The organism is Pseudomonas sp. Q1 (assembly GCF_009935975.1).
Taxonomy (GTDB): domain Bacteria; phylum Pseudomonadota; class Gammaproteobacteria; order Pseudomonadales; family Pseudomonadaceae; genus Aquipseudomonas; species Aquipseudomonas palleroniana.
Map to the genome: position 1 here is coordinate 121,336 of NZ_QODI01000011.1, position 24,494 is coordinate 145,829.

General features: G+C 61.2%; 16 protein-coding genes. 15 read left to right on the forward strand and 1 reads right to left on the reverse strand.

Annotated elements, in window-relative coordinates; translation table 11 throughout:
• The first annotated feature begins 273 nt into the window (after window positions 1-273).
• From arcD to DK870_RS18705, 12 genes are all read left to right on the forward strand, one after another.
• Window positions 274-1,701, forward strand: coding sequence for an arginine-ornithine antiporter (gene arcD / locus DK870_RS18650; RefSeq protein ID WP_060754165.1), 1,428 nt, complete (start codon window positions 274-276; stop codon window positions 1,699-1,701).
• 40 nt (window positions 1,702-1,741) lie between these two features.
• Entirely contained in the window at window positions 1,742-2,998 is a 1,257-nt protein-coding gene (gene arcA, locus DK870_RS18655; protein WP_060754166.1) for an arginine deiminase, read from the forward strand.
• 69 nt (window positions 2,999-3,067) lie between these two features.
• Complete coding sequence (locus DK870_RS18660; RefSeq protein WP_161549373.1) at window positions 3,068-4,078, forward strand: ornithine carbamoyltransferase; 1,011 nt, start codon at window positions 3,068-3,070, stop codon at window positions 4,076-4,078.
• 152 nt (window positions 4,079-4,230) lie between these two features.
• Entirely contained in the window at window positions 4,231-5,160 is a 930-nt protein-coding gene (arcC, locus tag DK870_RS18665) for a carbamate kinase (RefSeq protein ID WP_104994678.1), read from the forward strand.
• A gap of 18 nt (window positions 5,161-5,178) precedes the next feature.
• Window positions 5,179-5,541 carry a DUF5064 family protein gene (locus DK870_RS18670; protein WP_104994679.1) on the forward strand — a complete coding sequence of 121 codons (363 nt, stop codon included), beginning with the start codon at window positions 5,179-5,181 and terminating at the stop codon, window positions 5,539-5,541.
• Window positions 5,542-5,671: 130 nt separating this feature from the next.
• Window positions 5,672-7,180 carry a sigma-54-dependent transcriptional regulator gene (locus DK870_RS18675; protein WP_104994680.1) on the forward strand — a complete coding sequence of 503 codons (1,509 nt, stop codon included), beginning with the start codon at window positions 5,672-5,674 and terminating at the stop codon, window positions 7,178-7,180.
• A gap of 406 nt (window positions 7,181-7,586) precedes the next feature.
• Entirely contained in the window at window positions 7,587-7,970 is a 384-nt protein-coding gene (gene gcvH, locus DK870_RS18680) for a glycine cleavage system protein GcvH (RefSeq protein WP_060754171.1), read from the forward strand.
• Between the two features lie 10 nt (window positions 7,971-7,980).
• Window positions 7,981-10,821, forward strand: coding sequence for an aminomethyl-transferring glycine dehydrogenase (gcvP, locus tag DK870_RS18685; RefSeq protein ID WP_161549374.1), 2,841 nt, complete (start codon window positions 7,981-7,983; stop codon window positions 10,819-10,821).
• Between the two features lie 148 nt (window positions 10,822-10,969).
• Entirely contained in the window at window positions 10,970-12,346 is a 1,377-nt protein-coding gene (locus tag DK870_RS18690; protein WP_104994682.1) for an L-serine ammonia-lyase, read from the forward strand.
• Window positions 12,347-12,385: 39 nt separating this feature from the next.
• A complete protein-coding gene (gene gcvT, locus DK870_RS18695; protein WP_060754174.1) occupies window positions 12,386-13,510 on the forward strand; it encodes a glycine cleavage system aminomethyltransferase GcvT in 1,125 nt (374 codons plus the stop codon).
• A 390-nt stretch (window positions 13,511-13,900) separates the two neighbouring features.
• Window positions 13,901-14,113 (forward strand): cold-shock protein, encoded by a 213-nt coding sequence (locus DK870_RS18700; protein ID WP_034109143.1) that lies wholly within the window; start codon window positions 13,901-13,903, stop codon window positions 14,111-14,113.
• Window positions 14,114-14,208: 95 nt separating this feature from the next.
• Window positions 14,209-14,697, forward strand: a complete 489-nt coding sequence (locus tag DK870_RS18705) for an RDD family protein (RefSeq protein ID WP_104994683.1) — start codon at window positions 14,209-14,211, stop codon at window positions 14,695-14,697.
• Between the two features lie 64 nt (window positions 14,698-14,761).
• Here DK870_RS18705 and nadA read toward each other — a convergent pair whose 3' ends face one another.
• The gene (gene nadA / locus DK870_RS18710) at window positions 14,762-15,820 is read right to left on the reverse strand and encodes a quinolinate synthase NadA (protein WP_161549375.1); all 1,059 of its coding nucleotides are present in this window, start codon (window positions 15,818-15,820) and stop codon (window positions 14,762-14,764) included.
• A gap of 703 nt (window positions 15,821-16,523) precedes the next feature.
• On the opposite strand from nadA, the gene DK870_RS18715 reads away from it, so the two are divergent.
• The 3 genes from DK870_RS18715 to pstS all read left to right on the forward strand — a co-directional run bounded on the left by DK870_RS18715 (window position 16,524) and on the right by pstS (window position 24,468).
• The gene (locus DK870_RS18715) at window positions 16,524-18,236 is read left to right on the forward strand and encodes a ShlB/FhaC/HecB family hemolysin secretion/activation protein (RefSeq protein ID WP_372241680.1); all 1,713 of its coding nucleotides are present in this window, start codon (window positions 16,524-16,526) and stop codon (window positions 18,234-18,236) included.
• Window positions 18,237-18,335: 99 nt separating this feature from the next.
• Window positions 18,336-23,279 (forward strand): hemagglutinin repeat-containing protein, encoded by a 4,944-nt coding sequence (locus DK870_RS18720; protein WP_161549376.1) that lies wholly within the window; start codon window positions 18,336-18,338, stop codon window positions 23,277-23,279.
• A gap of 172 nt (window positions 23,280-23,451) precedes the next feature.
• Complete coding sequence (gene pstS, locus DK870_RS18725) at window positions 23,452-24,468, forward strand: phosphate ABC transporter substrate-binding protein PstS (protein WP_081086997.1); 1,017 nt, start codon at window positions 23,452-23,454, stop codon at window positions 24,466-24,468.
• Window positions 24,469-24,494: the final 26 nt, after the last annotated feature.

Sequence of the window (24,494 nt, forward strand, 5' to 3'; positions counted from 1 at the left end):
TGCAATCTATGGCCTATCGCCATCTTTCTGTCAAAAGTTTGCACAATCGAGAATACAGACTAGTTTAAAACATCCATACCGCTGCCCACTGATTAACCACAAAGAAGAGAGCGCTCTAGAAAGCGTTTCTCCGAGGATTTTCATCGCCCGCGAATCGCCATCCTAAGTCATTAATTCACAATGGAATGTGCCAATGAAGTGATCTGAGTCAGCTGTTTGATTAGCGCACAGAATTATTCTGTGGTCTCTCTTCTCCTGCATTGGAGTCATGCAATGTCTGAAACTCCCGGAAAACTTAGGCTGGGTGCACTGGTTGCACTTGTCGTGGGTTCGATGATTGGCGGCGGGATATTTTCTTTGCCGCAAAACATGGCCGCCAGCGCCGACGTCGGCGCCGTATTGATTGGCTGGTTCATCACCGCCATCGGCATGCTGACCCTCGCATTTGTGTTTCAGACCCTGGCCAATCGCAAGCCCGACCTCGACGGCGGGGTGTATGCCTACGCCAAGGCCGGGTTCGGCGACTACATGGGCTTCTCATCGGCGTGGGGCTATTGGATCAGCGCCTGGCTGGGCAACGTCGGCTACTTCGTCTTGCTGTTCAGTACCCTCGGTTACTTCTTCCCGATCTTCGGCGAGGGCAACACGCCGGCGGCCGTGATCGGCGCCTCGGTGCTGCTGTGGGCCGTGCATTTCCTGGTGCTGCGTGGCATCAAGGAAGCGGCGTTCATCAACCTGGTGACTACCGTCGCCAAGGTGGTGCCGCTGCTGCTGTTCGTGTTGATCGCCCTGTTCGCGTTCAAGCTGGAGATCTTCACCGCTGACATCTGGGGCGTGAAAAACCCCGACCTGGGCAGCGTGGCGAACCAGGTGCGCAACATGATGCTGGTCACCGTGTGGGTGTTCATCGGCATCGAAGGCGCGAGCATCTTCTCGTCCCGTGCGCAAAAGCGCAGTGACGTGGGCAAGGCCACCGTGATCGGCTTTATCACCGTGCTGCTGTTCTTGATGCTGGTGAACGTGCTGTCCCTGGGGATCATGACCCAGCCGGAACTGGCCAAGCTGCAGAACCCGTCGATGGCCGCCGTGCTGGAACATGTGGTGGGCCACTGGGGCGCGATACTGATCAGCGTCGGCTTGATCATCTCGCTGCTGGGAGCATTGCTGTCGTGGGTGCTGCTGTGTGCGGAGATCATGTTCGCCGCGGCCAAGGACCACACCATGCCGGAGTTTTTGCGCCGCGAAAACGCCAACCACGTGCCGGTCAACGCGCTGTGGTTGACCAACGCGATGGTGCAGCTGTTCCTGGTGATCACGCTGTTTTCCGCCAGCACCTACCTGTCGCTGATCTACCTCGCCACCTCGATGATCCTGGTGCCTTACCTGTGGTCGGCGGCCTACGCCCTGTTGCTGGCGGTACGCGGCGAGACCTACGAAAACGCCCTGCGCGAACGCAGGAAAGACCTGTGCATCGGCGCCATCGCCCTGATCTACGCGATCTGGCTGCTCTACGCCGGCGGCACCAAATATCTGTTGCTCTCCGCCCTGCTCTACGCCCCCGGCGCGATCCTGTTCGCCAAGGCCAAGCATGAACTGGGCAAACCGATTTTCACCAACGTCGAGAAGCTGATTTTCGCCGCTGTGGTCATAGGCGCCCTGCTGGCGGCCTACGGCCTCTACGACGGCTTCCTGACCCTATAGCGCTTTATCCAAAAGAAGTGTTTCTACTGGAGGATCTGTAATGACCACCGAAAAAGTGAAGTACGGCGTACATTCCGAAGCCGGCAAACTGCGCAAAGTCATGGTGTGCTCCCCAGGCTTGGCCCACCAGCGGCTGACCCCCAACAACTGCGATGAACTGCTGTTCGATGACGTACTGTGGGTCGCCCAGGCCAAGCGCGACCATTTTGATTTCGTCACCAAAATGCGCGAGCGGGACGTTGATGTGCTGGAAATGCACAACCTGCTCACCGATATCGTCGCGATCCCTGAAGCCCTGGATTGGATCCTGGAACGCAAGATCACCGCCAATACCGTGGGCCTGGGCCTGGTCGATGAAGTCGGCTCGTGGCTGCGCAGCCTTGAGCCGCGCAAGATCAGCGAATTCCTGATTGGCGGCGTGTCGGCCGATGACCTGCCGAGCAGCTTCGGTGGCAGGACCCTCGAGATGTTCCGCGACTTCCTCGGGCATTCGAGCTTCATCCTGCCGCCGCTGCCCAACACCCAGTTCACCCGCGACACCACCTGCTGGATCTACGGCGGTGTGACGCTGAACCCCATGTACTGGCCGGCGCGACGCCAAGAGACGCTGCTGACCACCGCCATCTACAAATTCCACCCTGAATTCACCAACGCGGACTTCCAGATCTGGTACGGCGACCCCGACCAGGAGCACGGTGCCTCCACCCTGGAAGGCGGCGACGTGATGCCTATCGGCAACGGCGTGGTGTTGATCGGCATGGGCGAGCGTTCGTCCCACCAGGCGATCGGCCAACTGGCGCGCAACCTGTTCAAGAACAAGGCGGTGGAGAAAGTGATCGTTGCCGGCCTGCCGAAATCCCGTGCGGCGATGCACCTGGACACCGTGTTCAGCTTCTGCGACCGCGACCTGGTCACCATCTTCCCCGAAGTGGTCAACCAGATCGTGCCCTTCACCCTGCGCCCTGACGAGAGCAAGCCCCACGGTATCGATATTCACCGGGAGAAAACCAACTTCCTCGACACCGTCGCCGCCGCCCTTGGCCTCAAGGCCCTGCGCGTGGTGGAAACCGGCGGCAACAGCTTCGCCGCCGAACGCGAGCAGTGGGACGACGGCAACAACGTCGTCGCCCTGGAGCCGGGAGTCGTGATCGGCTACGACCGCAACACCTCCACCAACACCCTGCTGCGCAAGGCCGGTGTGGAAGTCATCACCATCAGCGCCGGTGAACTGGGCCGTGGCCGTGGCGGCGGCCACTGCATGACCTGCCCGATCATCCGCGACCCTATCGACTACTAAACGACCATCTTCCCGGCGGCGTCCACCCGAAGCCGACCGGGCCGATTACCGAATCCAAGGAGAATCATCATGGCGTTCAACATCCACAACCGTAACCTGCTCAGCCTGGAACACCACACCCCGCGCGAGCTGCGCTACCTGCTGGACCTGTCCCGCGACCTCAAGCGCGCCAAGTACACCGGCACCGAACAGCAGCACTTGAAGGGCAACAACATTGCGCTGATCTTCGAAAAAACCTCGACACGCACCCGCTGCGCTTTCGAAGTGGCAGCCTATGACCAGGGCGCCAATGTCACCTACATCGACCCGAACTCCTCGCAGATCGGCCACAAAGAGAGCATGAAGGACACCGCCCGCGTGCTCGGGCGCATGTACGACGCCATTGAATACCGCGGTTTCAAGCAGGAAATCGTCGAGGAGCTGGCCAAGTTCGCCGGCGTGCCGGTGTTCAACGGCCTGACCGATGAATACCACCCCACCCAGATGATCGCTGACGTGCTGACCATGCGTGAACACGCTGACAAGCCCATCCACGAGATCAGCTACGCCTACCTGGGTGACGCACGCAACAACATGGGCAATTCGCTGTTGCTGGTGGGCGCCAAGCTGGGTATGGACGTACGCATCTGCGCGCCCAAGGCTTTGTGGCCTCACGACGACCTGGTGGGCCGCTGCAAGCAATACGCGCAAGAAAGCGGCGCACGCATCACCCTCACCGATGACCCGAAAGCTGCGGTCAAAGGTGTGGACTTCATCCACACCGACGTATGGGTATCCATGGGCGAGCCCGTGGAAGCCTGGGCAGAGCGTATCGAGCAATTGCTGCCGTACCAGGTCAACAGCCAATTGATGAAAGCCACCGGCAACCCGCGCACCAAGTTCATGCACTGCCTGCCGGCGTTCCATAACAGCGATACCAAAGTCGGCAAGCAGATCGCCGAGCAATACCCGCACCTGGCCAACGGCATTGAAGTGACCGATGACGTGTTCGAATCGCCAGCCTGCATCGCCTTCGAACAGGCGGAGAACCGCATGCACACCATCAAGGCGATCCTGGTCTCGACCCTGGCTGATTTGTAAACCATTGAAGGAACACGGATAAAACTGTGGGAGGGGGCTTGCTCCCGATGGCGGTGGGTCAGTTAACAAATTTGCTGAATGACACACCGCTATCGGGAGCAAGCCCCCTCCCACACTGTGTTCACAACGCAGAATTACAGAGGGACTTTTGTATGCGTATCGTCGTTGCACTGGGCGGTAACGCCCTGCTCCGCCGTGGCGAACCCATGACAGCGGACAATCAACGCGCCAATATCCGAATCGCCACCGAACAGATCGCCAAGATCCACCCCGGCAACGAGCTGGTGATCGCCCACGGCAATGGCCCGCAGGTTGGCCTGCTGTCGTTGCAGGCGGCGGCCTACACCCAGGTTTCACCGTACCCGCTGGACGTATTGGGTGCCGAGACCGAAGGCATGATCGGCTACATCATCGAACAGGAACTGGGCAACCTGCTGGACTTCGAAGTGCCGTTCGCCACCCTGCTCACCCAAGTGGAAGTCGACGCCAAGGACCCGGCCTTCCAGAACCCGAGCAAACCCATCGGCCCGGTGTACTCCAAGGCCGAAGCCGAAAAACTGGCGGCCGAAAAAGGCTGGGCCATTGCTCCGGACGGCGACAAGTATCGTCGTGTGGTCGCCAGCCCACGCCCCAAACGTATCTTCGAAATCCGCCCGATCAAGTGGCTGCTGGAAAAAAGCAGCATCGTGATCTGCGCCGGCGGCGGCGGTATCCCGACGATGTACGGCGAAGACGGCAAGCTGCGCGGCATTGAGGCAGTGATCGACAAAGACCTGTGTTCCTCGCTGCTGGCCTCGCAACTGGACGCCGATTTGCTGGTGATCGCCACCGACGTCAACGCCGCCTTCATCGACTACGGCAAGCCGACCCAGAAAGCGATCGCCCAGGCCCATCCGGACGACATCGAAAAACTCGGCTTCGCCGCCGGCTCCATGGGCCCCAAGGTCCAGGCGGCCTGCGAGTTCGCCCGCCGAACTGGCAAAACCGCGGTCATCGGTTCACTCTCGGACATCGAAGCCATTGTCCAGGGCCACGCCGGTACACGCATCAGCACGGCAAAACCTGGCATCACCTATCAGTGAAGTAGAGGAGAGACGCCTATGGCTACCTTTGAACCCGGTCACTTGCACGTTGAACGTCACGCACTCAACAAGGATGACTACAGCTACAACCTGTGCATCGACTATGAAGTCAGCCAGGATCCAAAGGAAGGCAAAGGAATGCTGTTCAAGCTGCACGGTTCGGTGCAGGGCAAGGAACTCAAGGAAGAGTTCTACCTGCCCAAGGACCAGGCTTTCGACTTTGCGCGCCATGCGATGAACATTGCGCAGAAGTACGGGATGCCGAAGATCGCCGTACTCAATGGCTCGATGCACAAGCAATACGACTTGATGTTCGAGGACGTGCGGCATCAGTTGAATGTGAAGTCCGGCGACCCGATCAAGCCAGAGCACCTGGCCTGACCGCCACGACCAAGCTCTTGTAGTGAGCGGGCTTGCCCCGCTCACGACAGAGCGCCCTCCCACAGTTTGAACTCGATCGTCTGCAAGGCATACTGGCCACCTTCCGCATCACAGAACCCAACACCACCCCATGCGTATTCACGTCAGCTTCATCGACCGCGTCGGCATTACCCAGGAAGTCCTGGCCCTGCTCGGTGGGCGCAATCTCAACCTGGATGCGGTGGAAATGGTACCGCCCAACGTCTACATCGACGCACCGACCCTCAGCGCCGAGGTGCTGGAAGAGCTGCGCGATGCGCTGTTCAGCGTGCAGGGGGTGCAAGCGGTGACGGTGGTGGACATCCTCCCGGGCCAGCGTCGCCACCTGCAGCTCGACGCCCTGCTGGCCGCCATGACCGACCCGGTATTGGCCCTGGACAGTGCCGGCAAGATCCTGCTGGCCAACCCCGCACTGATCGCCTTGTATGGTCGCGAACCCGCCGGGGAAAGCATCAGCGAGCTGTTCAACGACCCGGCACTGCTGGAGACCTTGCTGGAACAGGGCTTTCGTTTGCCCCTGCGCGAGATCAGCGTCAACGGCCAGACCCTGCTGCTGGACGCCACGCCGATCACCGACGCCGGCGCCCTGCTGACCCTCTACCCACCCAACCGCATCGGTGAACAGCTGTCGGCCTTGCACCACGACCATGCCGAAGGTTTTGATGCGCTGCTGGGCGAGTCTGCGGTGATCCGCACCCTCAAGGCGCGCGCGCAGCGGGTGGCCGCCCTGGATGCACCGCTGTTGATCCAGGGCGAAACCGGCACCGGCAAAGAGTTGGTGGCGCGGGCCTGCCATGCGAGCAGTGCGCGACACAGTGCGCCGTTTTTGGCCTTGAACTGCGCGGCATTGCCGGAGAACCTCGCCGAGAGTGAGTTGTTCGGCTACGCCCCGGGCGCCTTCACCGGCGCCCAGCGCGGCGGCAAGCCGGGGCTGATGGAACTGGCCAACCAAGGCACGGTGTTCCTGGATGAGATCGGCGAGATGTCGCCGTATTTGCAGGCCAAGTTGCTGCGGTTTCTCAACGATGGCAGTTTCCGTCGTGTGGGCGGCGACCGTGAAGTGCGGGTCAACGTGCGCATCCTCAGCGCCACCCACCGTGACCTGGAGAAGATGGTCAGCGAAGGCACCTTTCGCGAAGACCTGTTTTATCGACTCAATGTGCTCAACGTCGAAGTGCCGCCATTGCGCGAACGCGGCCAGGACATCCTGCTACTCGCCCGCTACTTCATGCAGCAGGCTTGCGCGCAGATCCAGCGCCCGGTGTGCCGCCTGGCGCCCGGCACCTACCCGGCGCTGCTCGGCAACCGCTGGCCGGGCAATGTGCGCCAACTGCAAAACGTGATCTTCCGCGCCGCCGCCATCTGCGAAAGCAGCCTGGTGGACATCGGCGACCTGGACATCGCCGGCACGTCGGTAGCACGCCAGAGCGACGGCGAAGTCGACAGCCTGGAACAGGCCGTGGAAGACTTCGAGCGCAACCTGCTGGAGACGCTCTACACCAGCTACCCCTCGACCCGCCAACTGGCGAGCCGCCTGCAAACCTCCCACACGGCCATCGCCCATCGCCTGCGTAAATACGGCATCCCCAACAAACCCTGACTGAACAGCGATCCAATTGTGGGAGGGGGCTTGCTCCCGATGGCGGTGTGTCAGCCAACACATGAGGTGTCTGATTTGCCGCCATCGGGAGCAAGCCCCCTCCCACAGGTGAGTGCACTGCAAAATCAGGTCCAGGAACGACATTGGCTGTACTGAAAGCGCTACAGCGTAACGATATCGCTACAACCCTGTTTTTTGCGCGCCATGCAAGGCTTTGATCCGCATAGGCTTTTTTTCGCAGGTCGCGCTGTAGCGAAATCGCTACAGCCAAAACGCATAGCGCTATAACCATTTTTAATAACTGACTGATTTATAACGGTTTTATAAGATTGGCCGCAATATTGCTAAGCAACTCCCCATTATTCCAATCCCGTCCACCAGACGAATCTGGCCCTGAGGAGTTTCCATGAGCGAGTTGCGTTTCACTGAAGATCACGAATGGCTGCGCGCCGAAGCTGACGGCAGCGTCACCGTGGGTATCACCGCTTTTGCGCAGAATGCGCTGGGTGACGTGGTTTTCGTGCAACTGCCGGAGTTGCAGAGCTACGACAAGGGTGCCGAAGCGTCCACCGTGGAGTCGGTAAAAGCCGCCAGCGGTGTGTACATGCCGCTGACCGGCGAAGTGCTGGCAGTGAACGAAGCCTTGAGCGACAGCCCGGAACTGGTCAACGAAGACCCGATGGGCGAAGGCTGGTTCTTCCGCTTCAAACCGGCTGATGCCGGTGCAATGGCTAAGCTGTTGGATCAGGATGCGTACGACCGCCTGATCAAAGCCAACGCTGACGCTTGAGGAGCCCGCCATGACGATCAATCTCAGCACCGCCAACGAATTCATTGCCCGCCACATCGGCCCGCGCCAGGCAGATGAACAGCAAATGCTCGCCAGCCTGGGTTTCGATTCCCTGGAAGCCCTGAGCGCCAGCGTGATCCCGGAAAGCATCAAGGGCACCAGCGTGCTCGGCCTGGAAGATGGCCTGAGCGAGGCCGAGGCCCTGGCCAAGATCAAGGCCATCGCCGGCAAGAACCAGCTGTTCAAGACCTACATCGGCCAGGGTTACTACAACTGCCACACCCCCTCGCCGATCCTGCGCAACCTGCTGGAAAACCCGGCCTGGTACACCGCCTACACCCCCTACCAGCCGGAAATTTCCCAAGGCCGCCTGGAAGCGCTGCTGAACTTCCAGACCTTGATCAGCGACCTCACCGGCCTGCCGATCGCCAACGCCTCCCTGCTCGACGAAGCCACCGCTGCCGCCGAAGCCATGACCTTCTGCAAGCGCCTGAGCAAGAACAAGGGCAGCAATGCCTTCTTTGCCTCGGTGCACAGCCATCCACAAACCCTCGACGTGCTGCGTACGCGTGCCGAGCCGCTGGGCATTGACGTGGTGGTGGGCGATGAGCGCGAACTGACCGACGTCAGCCCGTTCTTCGGCGCCCTGCTGCAATACCCGGCCAGTAACGGTGACGTGTTCGACTACCGTGAGCTGACCGAGCGCTTCCACGCCGCCAACGCCCTGGTGGCCGTGGCGGCTGACCTGCTGGCCCTGACGCTGCTGACCCCACCGGGTGAGTTCGGCGCAGACGTGGCCATCGGTAGCGCGCAACGCTTCGGCGTCCCCCTGGGCTTTGGTGGCCCGCACGCGGCGTACTTCTCCACCAAGGATGCGTTCAAGCGCGATATGCCGGGGCGTCTGGTCGGCGTGTCCGTGGACCGTTTCGGCAAGCCGGCCCTGCGCCTGGCCATGCAAACCCGCGAGCAACACATCCGCCGCGAAAAGGCCACCAGCAACATCTGCACCGCCCAAGTGCTGCTGGCCAATATTGCCAGCATGTACGCCGTGTACCACGGTCCAAAAGGCCTGACCCAGATCGCGCAGCGCGTCCACCAGTTGACCGCGATCCTGGCCAAGGGCCTGACCGCCCTGGGCCAACAGGTCGAACAAGCGAATTTCTTCGACACCCTGACCCTCAACACCGGCGCCAACACCGCAGCCCTGCACGACAAGGCCCGCGCCCAGCGCATCAACCTGCGTGTGGTGGATGCCGAGCGTCTGGGAGTCTCGGTGGATGAAACCACCACCCAGGCCGATATCGAAACCCTGTGGGCGATCTTCGCCGACGGCAAAGCCTTGCCGGACTTCAACGCCAGCGTTGAAAGCAGCCTGCCGGCCGCCCTGCTGCGCCAGTCGCCGATCCTCAGCCACCCGGTGTTCAACCGCTATCACTCGGAAACCGAGCTGATGCGCTACCTGCGCAAGCTGGCCGACAAGGACCTGGCACTGGATCGCACCATGATCCCGCTGGGCTCGTGCACCATGAAGCTCAATGCCGCCAGCGAAATGATCCCGGTGACCTGGGCCGAATTCGGTGCCTTGCACCCCTTCGCCCCGGCCGAACAAAGCGCCGGCTACCAGCAACTGACGTCCGAGCTGGAAGCCATGCTCTGCGCAGCCACCGGCTACGACGCGATTTCGCTGCAACCGAACGCCGGTTCCCAGGGTGAATACGCTGGCCTGCTGGCCATCCGTGCCTATCACCAAAGCCGTGGCGAAGAGCGCCGCGACATCTGCCTGATCCCCTCGTCGGCCCACGGCACCAACCCCGCGACCGCCAACATGGCCGGCATGCGCGTGGTCGTCACCGCGTGCGACGCGCGTGGCAACGTGGATATCGAAGACCTGCGGGCCAAGGCCATCGAGCATCGCGACCACCTCGCCGCGCTGATGATCACCTACCCGTCTACCCACGGCGTGTTCGAAGAAGGCATCCGCGAGATCTGCGGCATCATTCATGACAACGGCGGCCAGGTGTACATCGACGGCGCCAACATGAATGCCATGGTCGGGCTGTGCGCGCCGGGCAAGTTCGGCGGCGACGTGTCCCACCTGAACCTGCATAAAACCTTCTGCATCCCCCATGGCGGTGGCGGCCCGGGCGTTGGCCCGATTGGCGTGAAATCCCACCTGACGCCATTCCTGCCGGGCCATGCGGCCATGGAACGCAAGGAAGGTGCGGTGTGCGCGGCGCCGTTCGGCAGCGCGAGCATTTTGCCGATCACCTGGATGTACATCAGCATGATGGGCGGCGCGGGCCTCAAGCGCGCTTCGCAGTTGGCGATCCTCAACGCCAACTACATTTCCCGTCGCCTGGAAGAGCACTACCCAGTGCTGTACACCGGCAGCAACGGCCTGGTCGCGCACGAATGCATCCTAGATCTGCGCCCGCTGAAAGACAGCAGCGGCATCAGCGTGGACGACGTGGCCAAGCGCCTGATCGACTTCGGCTTCCACGCGCCGACCATGTCGTTCCCGGTCGCCGGGACCTTGATGATCGAGCCGACCGAAAGTGAATCCAAGGAAGAACTGGATCGCTTCTGCAACGCGATGATCGCCATCCGTGAAGAAATTCGCGCGGTGGAAAACGGTACCCTCGACAAGGACGACAACCCGCTCAAGAACGCGCCGCACACCGCGGCGGAACTGGTGGGTGAATGGTCGCATCCGTACAGCCGTGAACAAGCGGTGTACCCGGTGGCGTCGTTGATCGAAGGCAAGTACTGGCCACCGGTGGGTCGTGTGGACAACGTGTTTGGCGACCGTAACCTGGTGTGTGCGTGCCCTTCGATCGAGAGCTACGCATAACCGAAAGGTCAACTCGGTCCCCTGTGGGAGGGGGCTTGCTCCCGATAGCGGTGGGTCAGCTACAGATAAGCTGGCTGAACCACTGCAATCGGGAGCAAGCCCCCTCCCACACTGACCCAGCCAAATAATAAGAAACCGGAGAACAACCATGTCCCTCAGCGTGTTCGACCTGTTCAAGATTGGCATCGGCCCCTCCAGTTCCCACACCGTCGGCCCGATGCGCGCCGCCGCTCGCTTTGTCGAGGGGCTCAAGCGTGACAACCTGCTGAGTGCCACCGCCTGCGTCAAGGTGGAACTCTATGGCTCCCTCGGCGCCACCGGCAAAGGCCACGGCAGCGACAAGGCCGTGCTGCTGGGCCTGGAAGGCGAACACCCGGATACCGTGAATACCGACACCGTGGCTGCCCGCCTGGCCCACATGCGCCAAGATGGCCGCCTGAATCTGCTCGGTGAACACAGCATTGTGTTCAACGAGAAAGAACACTTGGCGATGATTCGCAAACCCCTCGCCTACCACCCCAACGGCATGATCTTTCGCGCCTTCGACGCCGCCGGCATCCAGATCCGCAGCCGCGAGTACTACTCGGTCGGTGGTGGTTTCGTGGTGGATGAAGACGCGGCCGGCGCCGACCGGATTGTCGAAGACGCCACGGCCCTGACCTTCCCGTTCAAGAACGCCAAGGAGTTGCTGGGCCATTGCACCACCTATGGGTTGTCCATCAGCCAGGTGATGTTGACCAACGAAAGTGCCTGGCGGCCCGAAGTGCAAACCCGCCTCGGCCTGCTGAAGATCTGGCAAGTGATGCAGGACTGCGTGGACGCCGGTTGTCGCAACGAAGGGATTTTGCCCGGTGGCTTGAAGGTCAAGCGCCGTGCGGCCGCCCTGCACCGGCAGTTGTGCAAGAACCCGGAGTCCTCGCTGCGCGACCCACTGTCGGTGCTCGACTGGGTCAACCTCTACGCCTTGGCGGTCAACGAAGAAAACGCCAACGGCGGGCGCGTGGTCACGGCGCCCACCAATGGTGCAGCCGGGATCGTGCCGGCGGTGCTGCATTACTACATGCGCTTTATTCCGGGCGCGAATGAAGATGGCGTGGTGCGCTTTCTGCTCACCGCCGCCGCCATCGGCATTTTGTACAAGGAAAACGCCTCGATCTCAGGCGCCGAAGTTGGTTGCCAGGGCGAGGTCGGCGTGGCCTGTTCCATGGCGGCCGGTGCGTTGTGCGAGGTATTGGGCGGCACGGTATCCCAGGTAGAAAACGCCGCCGAGATCGGGATGGAGCACAACCTCGGCCTGACCTGCGACCCGATCGGCGGGCTGGTGCAGGTGCCCTGTATCGAGCGCAACGCGATGGGCTCGGTCAAGGCGATCAATGCCGTGCGCATGGCCTTGCGTGGCGATGGGCAGCACTTTGTGTCCCTCGACAAGGTGATCCGCACCATGCGCCAGACCGGCGCCGACATGAAAAGCAAATACAAGGAAACCGCCCGTGGCGGTTTAGCCGTCAACATTATCGAGTGCTGACGCCCCACGGCGCGCCGGCACGTTTTTCAGGAGCTGAATATGTCCACCGAAACCCTGTTGAAAACCCCACTGCATGCGCTGCACATCGAACTCGGCGCACGCATGGTGCCCTTCGCCGGCTACGACATGCCGGTACAGTACCCGTTGGGCGTGATGAAGGAGCACCTGCACACCCGTGAACAGGCCGGGTTGTTCGACGTGTCCCACATGGGCCAGATCCGCCTCACCGGCGCCAATGCCGCCAAAGCCTTGGAAACCCTGGTACCGGTCGACATCATCGACCTGCCGGTCGGCATGCAACGCTACGCGATGTTCACCAATGAGCAAGGCGGCATCCTCGACGACCTGATGGTGGCCAACCTGGGTAACGACGAACTGTTCCTGGTGGTCAATGCCGCCTGCAAGGACCAGGACCTGGCGCACCTGCGCAAGCATATCGGCGAGCAGTGCAGCATCGAGCCGCTGTTCGAAGAACGCGCCCTGCTGGCCCTGCAAGGCCCGGCGGCAGTGAAGGTGTTGGCGCGCCTGGCGCCGCAGGTCACCCAGATGACTTTCATGCAGTTCGCCAGCCTGCGCCTGCTGGGCGTGGACTGCTATGTCAGTCGCTCCGGCTACACCGGTGAAGACGGCTTCGAAATCTCGGTGCCGGCCGCCAACGCTGAAAGCCTGGCCCGCAGCCTGCTGGCCGAAACCGAAGTACAGCCCATCGGCCTGGGTGCCCGCGACTCGCTGCGCCTGGAAGCCGGCCTGTGCCTGTATGGCCATGACATGAACACTGACACCACGCCGATCGAAGCGAGCCTGTTGTGGGCGATCTCCAAGGCTCGTCGGGCCGACGGCGCACGTGCCGGTGGGTTCCCCGGCGCAGATCGCATCTTCACCCAGCAGCAAACCGGCGTGAGCCGCAAGCGCGTTGGCCTGCTGCCCCAGGAGCGCACACCGGTGCGTGAAGGTGCGGAAATCGTCGACGCCCACGGCACCGTGATCGGCAGCGTGTGCAGCGGTGGCTTTGGTCCAAGTTTGGGCGGCCCACTGGCCATGGGTTACCTGGACAGCACACACACCGCACTGGACACCGAAGTCTCTGCGTTGGTGCGTGGGAAAAAGGTGCCACTTCGTGTAAGTAAAATGCCATTTGTGCCACAACGTTACTATCGTGGCTGAGTGACTGTTCCTATAAGTAACGCGGTTGCGTTAACGTGCACTAAACTGTAACGCAACCGCCATAAAACAGTGCATTGACGATAGTCAATGCACTAGAAGTAAACCTATAACAAGTGATCCTTTCTATCGAATAAGCCAACCGGGCACTGTTGACCAAAGTGTCATGAAGCCAAGCAAAACCTGGGCTTTTGGCGGGGCTTGTATTTTCTGTCTTAGTTGGCGTAGAGTTTGGTTACTGTGTTTGCATGGGTCGCTTTGAACCTGGACCTGGGCAGTAGCCAAAGTTTGCTACAACCCGTTCGACGTCTCTTACTTTCCTGCAACTCAGCCCAGTACTCTTTCATGTGAAAGGGGCTGTCATTAATTTTTAGCGTCAAAGGAAAGAAGAAAATGTCAGATCGTCAGAGCGGCACCGTCAAGTGGTTTAACGACGAAAAAGGGTTTGGTTTTATCACTCCAGAAAGCGGTCCGGATCTGTTCGTGCATTTCCGCGCTATCCAGGGCAACGGCTTCAAGAGCCTGAAAGAAGGCCAGAAAGTCACCTTCAAAGCCGTGCAGGGCCAGAAAGGCATGCAGGCTGATGAAGTACAAGCAGAAGGCTGATCCTTCCTGCGACAAAAAGCCCCTGATGGTGACATCAGGGGCTTTTTTATGCGCGTTTGTTCGTAGAATGGCTTTTTTATCTTGAGAGCCCTGCCATGTCCAAACCCCTGCTGAGTCCCCAAGGCGAATTCCCCGCCGTTGGCCTGGGCCGTCGACTGGCAGCAATGTTCTATGACTTCCTGCTGTGCACCGCCTTGCTGATCGTTACGGCGTTTATCTACAAGCTGGTGTGGATCGCCTTTATCGGCGAAGCCAGGATGCGCACCCTCACCGAGTCCGGGGCACTGGACGGTGACCCGTTGTTGTCGACCCTTCTGTTCTTTGTGCTGTTTGGGTTCTTCGCCAAGTTCTGGACCCATTCGGGGCAAACCCTGGGCATGCAGGTATGGGGCGTGCGCGTACAGAACGCCGACGGCTCACGCATCAGCCTGTGGCAGGCGCTGCTGCGCTTTGTGGTCGCGATTGCGTCGTGGTTGTGCGTGGGGCTGGGGTTTGTCTGGTCGCTGTTCGACAAGCGTAAACGCAGCTGGCATGACATCTATTCGGATACGCAGTTGGTGCGAATCCCGAAGCAAAAGAAATAATCCCAGGGACACCTATCAACTGTGGGAGGGGCAAGTCCCCTCCCACAGTTTGACCTGACTCAAGTCAGGCGTTACCGGCCAGTTTGAGACGCGCCGCCTGGGTGAACTCCAGCATGCGCTTGAGCGGCCGCACGGCCTGCGGGATCACCGAAGGCTCGACGAAGATCTCATTGCTGCCCTCACGCAGGCATTGCAGCGTGCGTTCCAGCGTGTTCATCGCCATCCAGGGGCAGTGTGCGCAACTACGGCACGCGGCACCGTTGCCGGCGGTAGGCGCTTCGACAAAGACCTTGTCCGGGCACAGCTGCTGCATCTTGTAGAAGATGCCGCGGTCGGTGGCGACGATAAAGGTCTTGTTCGGCAAACGCTGGGCAGCGGCAATCAGTTGGCTGGTCGACCCCACGGCGTCGGCCAGCTCGATCACCGACGTCGGCGACTCCGGGTGCACCAGGATGGCGGCATCCGGGTACAACGCCTTCATGTCCTCCAATTGCTTGGACTTGAACTCTTCGTGGACGATGCAGGCACCGTCCCACAGCAGCATGTCGGCCCCGGTCTGGCGCTGGATGTAGGTGCCCAGGTGCTTGTCCGGCCCCCAGATGATCGTCTCGCCGTTGTCCATCAGGCTCTCGACGATTTCCAGCGCGCAACTTGAAGTCACGACCCAATCCGCCCGGGCCTTGACCGCCGACGAGGTGTTGGCATACACCACCACGGTGCGCTCGGGATGCTGATCGCAGAACGCCGAAAACTCATCCACCGGGCAGCCCAGGTCCAGGGAGCACGTGGCTTCCAGGGTCGGCATGAGAATGCGCTTTTCAGGGGTGAGGATTTTCGCGGTCTCACCCATGAAACGCACACCGGCGACCAGTACGGTCTTGGCCGGGTGAGCGGCGCCGAAGCGGGCCATTTCCAGGGAATCGGAAACGCAGCCACCGGTTTCTTCGGCCAGGGCCTGAATCACCGGGTCACAATAGAAGTGGGCAACCAGCACCGCGTCTTGAGCTTTAAGCTCAGCGGCGATGGCGGTTCGCAGGCTCGCCTCTTCATCGGCGCTAAGGGCCTTGGGCTGCTTGGCGTCGAGGTGGGCTTGAACCAGTAGGCGTTCGGAAATTTGCGTCATGTTCGCAAGACCTGCAGGCGCAGTTGCGCGAAAGTCGAGTGTACCACCGGCTCTGGAGCCCTTCGGGCACCGCCGGACGAAGTGATTGTATTCATCAAGCACGGGTGAAGCTGCGCAAGGCTACAGAATATCCAATGGATTCAAAAGCCTAATCTGGCTTTCTAAAGGCGCGCCTGTCGGGCAATAACGGCGGGGCCGTCCTGCAGCAGAATCGAGTCTTGCAGACTGGCCGGGATTTTCTGGGATTTTTTGCCGGCCCGGGCCGCATGCTCGAGCAGCGCCAGGTAATCGCGCCTGGACGAACCTCCGAAATTGACAGCGCGGGCGGCAACATTGACGCAAAAGAGCAATGTCCAAACTGGCTGATTGCCGTAGCCCCTGCTCAGAAACGGCAAGCAGTGGGTCAGCACACTGCCGATAAACGCGGCGATTAAGATGATTCAACGCAACAATCAAAACCACCCCGCAAGCTACTTCCCGCCAGACTCTCCCGAGAACAAAGACCAAAAAGGCATAAACCCAGCCTGAGCGCACCAAAACTGTGCGATTTTTTACTAAATAACGCGGCATTCCTCACGTTTTTTGCAATAAATCCTACAACCCATGTAACAATTCGTTTAATGATGGCTCAAGTATGGCAAGTCCCCCGGCTTCACGATTTGGCTCAGGGACATCGTTTGTGTGATTACGTTAAGGAAGTCGAGTGCCGAGTCAGCCCTCAACCGAACGCCTGTGGGGTATCCAGAAACTGGGCATCGCCCTGCTCTGCCTGTGCGCGCTACCGGCAGGTGCCGCCGATGGGCCGCAGCCCGATCTGGAAGCCCTGCGTTTGCAGCAACAACAACAGCGCGATCTGCAGCAATTACAACTGGAGCAGCGCCAGCGCCAACTGCAACGCGGCAGTTTCGCTCCCGCCGTGGCAACGCCGGCCTTGCCTGCGACCGCCAAAGATGAGCGTTGCTGGCCCCTGAGCGGCACGCGCCTGGCTGGTGTCACCTTGTTCAGCAAGGCGCAGTTGAACAAACGCATCGAACCCTACGTGGCCCCCTGCATGGGCGTCGCCCAGATCAACCGCCTGTTGGCCGAGATTACCCGCCTGTATGTCGACGCCGGCTACATCGCCAGTCGTCCGTACCTGGTCAGTAAGCCGACCGCCGGCCAGCCGCTGGCTATTCACGTCGAAGAAGGCTACCTCGAAGCCATCGAGCTGGCCGACCAGAGCCTGCCGGTGTCGCTGGGCGGAGCGTTCCCCGGCATGCTGGGCAAGCCGCTGAACCTGCGCGACCTGGAACAGGGCCTGGACCAACTCAACCGCCTGCGCTCGGTCGACCTCACCGCCGACATCGCACCAGGCAGCGCGCCCGGCGCCTCACGCATCCTCCTGCGCCCACGCAGCAGCGCCTCGCGCTGGGCGCTGGGGCTTGGGCTGGATAACCTCGGCAGCGCCGGCACCGGGCGCGATCGCAACGCCGTCAACCTGAACCTGGACAGCCCACTGGAGCTCAACGACTCGCTCAACCTGAGCTTCAGCGACACCCTCAACCATGGCCCGCGCTACAGCCGCAGTCACAGTCTGTTTTATTCGATCCCCTACGGGTACTGGACCTACAGCCTGTTCGCCAGCCACGTCGAATACCGCTCGCCCTATACCGTCGGCCGCACGACGCTCTACAACGGCGGCCGCACCGATCAGGTCAGCCTGCGCAGCGACCGGGTGTTGTGGCGCGACCAAGGCCATCAACTCAGCGCCAACCTGCAATTGGCCTACAAGGACGTCGACAGCTACCTGCAAAAAGCCCACCTGGAGATTCAGAGCCCCACACTGACCGTGGCCCAGGCCGGTGTGAACCTGTTCTGGCTCAACAGCGCCGTGTGGAACCTCGACGTCAATTACGCCCAGGGCCTGACCTGGTTCGGCGCTGATCGTGACGCTGACTCAACACAGAAGAATCTGCCCAAGGCGCAATTTCACAAGTACCGCGCCAACCTGACTCAATGGCGCAACGGCCAATGGGTCGGGCAACCGTGGCAGTGGCAGAGCCAGTTATCCGCGCAATACAGCCCCGACGCGTTGCCCGCTATTGAACAACTGCTGGGCACCGACGATTCGGCGGTACGTGGCTATCGCGAAAACAGTGCGTCCGGCGCCATCGGCGCGCTGTGGCGCAACACCCTGAGCCTGCCGCTCAACAACAACTTGCCAGTGAAGATCACCCCACGACTTGGCCTCGACAACGGCTGGGTCAAGCGTGAACACGGTGCCCCGGGCCAACGCCTGAGCGGTGCCAGTGCCGGGCTCAACCTGAGCTGGAAGAACGTACAGCTCGACTTCGATTACCAACGCAGCCTCAACACACCCGCAGGTTTCGGCCAGGAGCCCGAAGTCTGGCTGACACGCCTCAGCCTGCAGATTTAACCCGGATCAGCCTGAAACAACCGCTGCACCTGACCACCACAGTGACGTTGCAACGAACAACGCACGTTGCGGATCAGCCAACACAGAGCGAAATTTTATATGCCCAATGACACCCCCACGTTTCACCTCTCTCCCCAGGGCAAACTGCGCTGGGCCATCGCCAGCCTGTTCCTGCTGCCCCAACTGGTACTGGCCGGTGGCGTGATCGTCGCCGAAGGGCCCGGCGGTACGCCGCAGCTGCAAAACCAGGGCGGTGTGCCGATCGTCAACATCGTCGCGCCGAATGCCGGCGGCCTGTCGCATAACCAGTTCCTGGACTACAACGTCGACCGCCAGGGCCTGGTGTTGAACAATGCCTTGCAGGCCGGCCAATCCCAGCTCGCCGGGCAGTTGGCGGCCAACCCGCAGTTCCAGGGCCAGGCGGCCAGCGTGATCCTCAATGAAGTGATCAGCCGCAACGCCTCGAACCTCAACGGCGCCCAGGAGATTTTCGGCCACGCCGCCGATTACGTGCTGGCCAACCCGAACGGTATTTCCGTGAATGGCGGCAGTTTCATCAACACCCCGAATGCCAACCTGGTGGTGGGCCACCCAGAACTCAACGACGGCAAACTGCAAGCCTTGAGCACCCGCGACGCCCACGGTCAACTGACGGTGCACGGCCAGGGCCTGCAAAACCGCGAAGGCTCGATCAACCTGATCGCGCCGCGCATTGACAGCGACGGTCGCCTCAGCGCCCGTGACCAATTGAACCTGACGGTCGGCCGCAACCAGGTCGACTTCGCCAGTGGGCAAGTCCGCCAGGTGGACCCGGCCGGCAAGGCCCAGGACCAGCGTATCGACGCCAGCCTGTTCGGTGCGATGCAGGCCGGGCGCATCAACATCATCAGCACCGCCGAAGGCGCGGGCGTGCGTGTGGGTGCGGTGCAAGTGCAAGGCCGCGACGGTGTGAAGATCAGCTCGGCCGGCGACCTCGATATCAGCGGGCAGGTCCACGCCAACAGCCTCGACGCTACCCGTGCCGGCGTGCAGAGTCATCAGGGCGATGTGGACGTGCATGCAACCCGGGACTTGAGCCTGGCCGCCGCCGATGTCGGCGGGCGTAATGTCAAACTCGATGCCGGACGCAACCTGACCCTCAGCAGCCTGGAAAGCCGCAAGCTCCAGCAAAAGCGTGAGCAGTGGAACAACAGCAACTTCCTGTTCACCTACGAAACCTACGACCGCACCACCACCGACAACGACTCGCGCCAGCACGGTAACAACGTCGTCGCCCAGCAGGATGCTGCACTGTCGTCCGGCGCCACCACCCAGATCAACGCCAGCCATGTGAACGCGGGGGCGGACTTGCGCGTCAACAGCGGCGCCGACCTGCAGGTGAATGCCGCCACCGAAACCCATGAAACCACCGATCAAGGCAAGCATCGCAAGCACCTGTGGACAGCCAACTGGGACAAGTCCACCCGCGAACAACGCAGCGTCACCAGCAACCTCAAGGCCGGCAATGCGCTGGAACTGAACAGCCAACAGACCCTGCAATTGCAAGGCGCCGAGCTGAAAACCCCTGGCGACATTCAATTGGCCGCCCGCCACGTGGCTATCACCAGCGCCGCCCGCACTCAGAGCAGCAGCGACAATGCGTACTCCGGCGACCTGGTCGGCGGCAGCTTCTTCGGCCAGAACGGCGATGGCAACCAAGGCAAGACCTTGAACACCGCGAGCCAGGTGAATGCCGACGGCAAGTTGATCGTCAAGGCGGACGACGTCCGCATCAGTGGCAGCCAGGCGCGGGGCGGCAAACAGGCCAGTGTCATCAGTGACAAGGGCTCGCTGGTGATCGACGGCGTACAGAACACCTCCCACGACAATCGCTACAGCAACGACAGCAAGTTCTTCGGTATCTCCAAAGATGAAAGCCGCAAGAACCTCAAGGACAGCACGGTCGTCGCCAGCCACCTGCGCTCGGACAGCAACCTGAAGCTGCAAAGCGCCAAGGACATCCAAGTCAGCGGCTCAAAAGTCTCGGCCGCCGCTGAACTGCAGGCCGATGCCAAGGGTGATATCAAGATCGCGTCGGCTGAAAATACCGCCCACGACACTACCGACACGCACACGCGCGGTTTTGCTGCTTACGCCAAGGAGACGGCGCCTGGCACCCGCCAGTACCGGGCGGGCGTGAACTATGCAGACCAGCAGCAAACCCGCAAGACCGACACCACCCGGCAGCAGGCGTCCAGCCTCAGCGGCGACAGCCTGGTCGTGACGGCCGGGGGCGATGTGAGCATCAAGGGTTCCGACCTCAAGGCCACCGACGGCGATGCGACCTTGAGCGGTAAAAATGTCAAACTGTTGGCGACCGACGACACCGTCCACAGCGACACGGACAAGACCACCCTCGGCGGTGGCGTCTACTACACCGGCGGCCTGGACAGAGCCGGTAACGGCGCACAGTTCAGCCATCAAAGCAGCCATGACACCCGCAGCACGACCACGGCGCAAACCAGCAGCCTGGCGGCGACGGGCAAACTGACCGTCAACGCCGGCAACACCCTCACCAGCCAGGGCGCACAGGTCAAGGCCGGTTCCGAGTTGCAGGTCAACGCCGGCCAGGTCGATAACCAGGCGGCGCACAACAGCCAGACCAGTACCCACAAGGAGAATGGCTGGACGGCCGACATCGGCGCCAATCTCGAATACCGAGGCCTCACCCGGCCAATCGAAAAAGCCGTCGAAGGGGTAGCCCAGGCCAAATTCCATCAGCCTGGCCTGCTGGATGCGCTCGAACAACCCAACGTCGGGCTGGATGTGGAAGTCGGCCATACCCACAAGACCGGCACACAGCAGGACAGCACAGCGGTGGTCAGCCAGTTCAGTGGCGGTGCGGTGCAGGTCAACGTCGCGGGTAAATTGCAGGATGAAGGCACTCAATACCAGGCCACCCAGGGCGCGCTGAAGATCCAGGCTGACGAGCATGTCGCCACGGCGGCGACCGATACCCACAGCAATAGCGAGCAGGGTGTAGACGCCAAGGTTGGCGTACGGGTCTATACCACCACCGGTGAAGACCTGAACGTGCGTGGCAGCGGCAGTGGCGGCAGCAGCGATGTGCGCGAATCGCGCAGCACAGCGGTGGTTGGCAGCTACGTCGCCACTCAAGGCGTTAACATCGAGGCCAAGGGCGACGCGCGGTATGCAGGCAGTCAATTCGATGGCGGCCAGGCGGGCGTCAACCTCAAGACGGGCGGTGAGTTGGCGCTGAATCAGGCCAACGACAGCCAAAGTACCGCCAGCAACAGCCTGCGCGGCAGTGGTTCGCTGACGGTCGGCACGGCGCCAGGCACCAGCGTTACCAACGTCAACCTCGGTGCCGGCGTGCAATTGGACCACAAACAGCTGGACACGCAAGACAGCCAGGCCCGGGTTGCAACGATTCAGGGCAGCGGTCCGATCCAACTCAGCAGCGGCGGCGACATGACCCTGCAAGGCACCCGGATCGGTAGCAGCACCGATAAAACCGGCGACATCAGCCTCAGTGCCGGCGGCAAGCTGGACCTGCAAGCCGCCACCCACACCCATCTGAGCCATGGCAACAACCTGGGCGGCGGCCTGACCGTCGGCGCCGGCAAGACCAGCAGCGCCGAAAGCAGCAGCACGACCGGCAGCCTGAGCGCCAATTTCAACCTGGGCAAGGTGGCGGAAAATGATAGCGGCGTGAGCGTCGGGCAGTTGCACAGCAACGGCAATGTCGCCCTGCACAGTGGCGCCGGCGCAACCGATGCCATCCACTTGCAAGGCACTCAGGTGACGGCGGCCAGCGTCAATCTCACTGCGCAAAACGGCGGCATCCTGCAAGAGTCGGCGCAATCCACGCAGGCCCACAACAGTTGGGGCGTGACCCTGGGCGCGGGCGGCAGTGGCGGAACAACCACCTTGGCCGATGCCGGTGAGCACGATACCCCCAAGACCCAGCACGGCATCAATGCGCGGGCCAAGGTCGACATAGACCACCTGCAAGGCACCACGCAACACAACAGCCTGGTCAAGGCGGCTAACGTGGTCATCGACAGTGCCGGTGATACCCGCCTGGCAGGGGCACGTATCGAAGCCGATCAGGTGAGTGGCAACGTGGGCGGCGACCTCATCGTCGAGAGCCGCAAGGACCAGGTCAACAGCACCCAGGTCAATGTCGACGCCAAGCTCGATGTCGAGAAGAACCAGCCCGGCGTGGTCAACAAGCTGGCCAAGGCCACCGGCCCACTCAAGGACAAGGTGCAGGCCAAGGCGGAAGGTGCGTTCGACAAGCACCGGGAGAAGCTCGAAAACGCAGTCGACAAAGGCGTCGACCACCTGGCGTCGGCCAAGGACAGTGTGGTCAACGCCAAGGAACGTTTGGCTGAAAAACTCACCCGCAGCGGCAGTTACGACGTCAACCCTGAGCCCCGCGGAGCCTTCGGCACTCGCGTGGACCAAGCCAAGGCCTACCTCGCCGACAAGAAGGATGCGTTGGGGACTCGCCTGTCCAGCTTCAAAGACAAGGTTTGGCCAAAAACCAGTGACAGCTACACCGTCAGCGGCAAGAACACCACCGGCAGCTCGGTGGCTGATACCACGCAAAACGTGCTGTTCGGTGACAAGAGCGGCAACACCAACTACACCCCTACGCTGAACCTGGACGTCAGCCATGTGGTCAAGGACAGCGTCGCTCAGGCATCGGGCATTCTCGGTACCCACGGCGTCAGCCTGCAGGTGAATGGCGATACTCGCCTCACAGGCAGCCGGATCAGCGCGCAGAACGGCATGGTCGATCTGGGGTGGTCCACGGTCACGGCGACAACCTTGGCAGGTAGCGACTATCGCGCCGATCTCGGGCTGAATCTGTCGAAGTCACCGGTCAACCTGCTGTTGGGTGCCAAGGACGAACTGACGCAGAAACAGGACGACGCCACGCGCAAGGATCAGGCATTCAACCTGGGACCGCTGCGGGTCGGCGGGCACAGTGATAGCCAGGCGTTGCAGGCCGGGATCGATCAGGGCATCAACTAAGTAGCATTGCTTCGGTGGAAATGGGCAAGCCTGGCTCCACCGAAGCAAACATTTCTAAATGTTTCTTCATAAAGCCAATGGGTCATTAAACAGACATATATCAGGAATTAAATCGTCACGTCTTAGACAGGTGGACCCTTCCACTTACCCCTTCCCACGAGGTGTTGTCGTGATGTTGCCGACTAAAAAAAGTCTGTCTGTTTTGTTGACCGCCCTGTGCCTGAGCGGCGTGGCCCACGCCACTGACGTGACCGGTGCCGGCTCAAGCTTCGTCTACCCGGTGCTGTCCAAGTGGTCCCAGGACTACAGCAAAACCTCCAGCAACCGTATCAACTATCAATCGATTGGCTCCGGTGGCGGCATTGCCCAGATCAAGGCAGCGACCGTCGACTTCGGTGCTTCCGACGCCCCGCTGTCGGCCGAAGATCTCAAAACCGCCGGCCTGGGCCAGTTCCCCAGCGTGATCGGCGGTATTGTCCCGGTCATGAACGTCGAAGGCCTGACGGCAGGGCAGCTGAAGCTCGACGGCGATACCCTGGCGAAAATTTTCCTCGGTGATATCAAGGCCTGGAACGACCCGGCCATCGCAGCGCTTAACCCCGGCGTGAAACTGCCAAGCGCAAACATCACCGTCGTGCACCGTTCCGACGGCTCCGGCACGTCGTACAACTTCACCAACTACCTGGCCAAAGTCAGCGACAGCTGGAAAACCAAAGTGGGTTTCGGCACCACCGTACCCTGGCCGGTCGGCGTTGGCGGCAAGGGCAACGAAGGCGTTTCGGCCTACGTGAAGCAGATCAAGAATTCGATCGGCTTTGTGGAATACGCCTACGCCCTGCAGAACAAGATGGCCTACGCCTCGCTGAAGAATGCTTCAGGCAAGTTCGTCGAACCTGACGCCAAGGCGTTCCAGGCCGCAGCCGATACCGCCGACTGGGCCGGGGCCAAGGACTTCAACCTGATCATGACCAACGCGCCGGGCGAAGGCGCGTGGCCGATCACGGCCACCACCTGGATCATCATGTACAAGCAGCCCAAGAATGCCGAACAAAGCCAGGCAGCCTTCAACTTCTTCAAGTGGTCCCTGGAAAAAGGCCAGCAACAGGCCGCAGCGCTGGATTACGTAGCACTGCCGTCCTCCCTGGTGACGCGAATCGAAGATTACTGGAAGTCTGACTTCACTCACTGATTCGCCCTGCAACCCCTTCCTCCTTC

Coding starts and splice junctions, on each gene's coding strand:
- DK870_RS18700 (WP_034109143.1), top strand. CDS start 13,901: ATGTCAGATCGTCAGAGCGGCACCGTCAAGTGGTTTAACGACGAAAAA.
- arcC (WP_104994678.1), top strand. CDS start 4,231: ATGCGTATCGTCGTTGCACTGGGCGGTAACGCCCTGCTCCGCCGTGGC.
- nadA (WP_161549375.1), bottom strand. CDS start 15,820: ATGACGCAAATTTCCGAACGCCTACTGGTTCAAGCCCACCTCGACGCC.
- DK870_RS18670 (WP_104994679.1), top strand. CDS start 5,179: ATGGCTACCTTTGAACCCGGTCACTTGCACGTTGAACGTCACGCACTC.
- DK870_RS18675 (WP_104994680.1), top strand. CDS start 5,672: ATGCGTATTCACGTCAGCTTCATCGACCGCGTCGGCATTACCCAGGAA.
- DK870_RS18690 (WP_104994682.1), top strand. CDS start 10,970: ATGTCCCTCAGCGTGTTCGACCTGTTCAAGATTGGCATCGGCCCCTCC.
- DK870_RS18705 (WP_104994683.1), top strand. CDS start 14,209: ATGTCCAAACCCCTGCTGAGTCCCCAAGGCGAATTCCCCGCCGTTGGC.
- DK870_RS18720 (WP_161549376.1), top strand. CDS start 18,336: ATGCCCAATGACACCCCCACGTTTCACCTCTCTCCCCAGGGCAAACTG.
- gcvH (WP_060754171.1), top strand. CDS start 7,587: ATGAGCGAGTTGCGTTTCACTGAAGATCACGAATGGCTGCGCGCCGAA.
- arcD (WP_060754165.1), top strand. CDS start 274: ATGTCTGAAACTCCCGGAAAACTTAGGCTGGGTGCACTGGTTGCACTT.
- arcA (WP_060754166.1), top strand. CDS start 1,742: ATGACCACCGAAAAAGTGAAGTACGGCGTACATTCCGAAGCCGGCAAA.
- gcvP (WP_161549374.1), top strand. CDS start 7,981: ATGACGATCAATCTCAGCACCGCCAACGAATTCATTGCCCGCCACATC.
- pstS (WP_081086997.1), top strand. CDS start 23,452: ATGTTGCCGACTAAAAAAAGTCTGTCTGTTTTGTTGACCGCCCTGTGC.
- gcvT (WP_060754174.1), top strand. CDS start 12,386: ATGTCCACCGAAACCCTGTTGAAAACCCCACTGCATGCGCTGCACATC.
- DK870_RS18660 (WP_161549373.1), top strand. CDS start 3,068: ATGGCGTTCAACATCCACAACCGTAACCTGCTCAGCCTGGAACACCAC.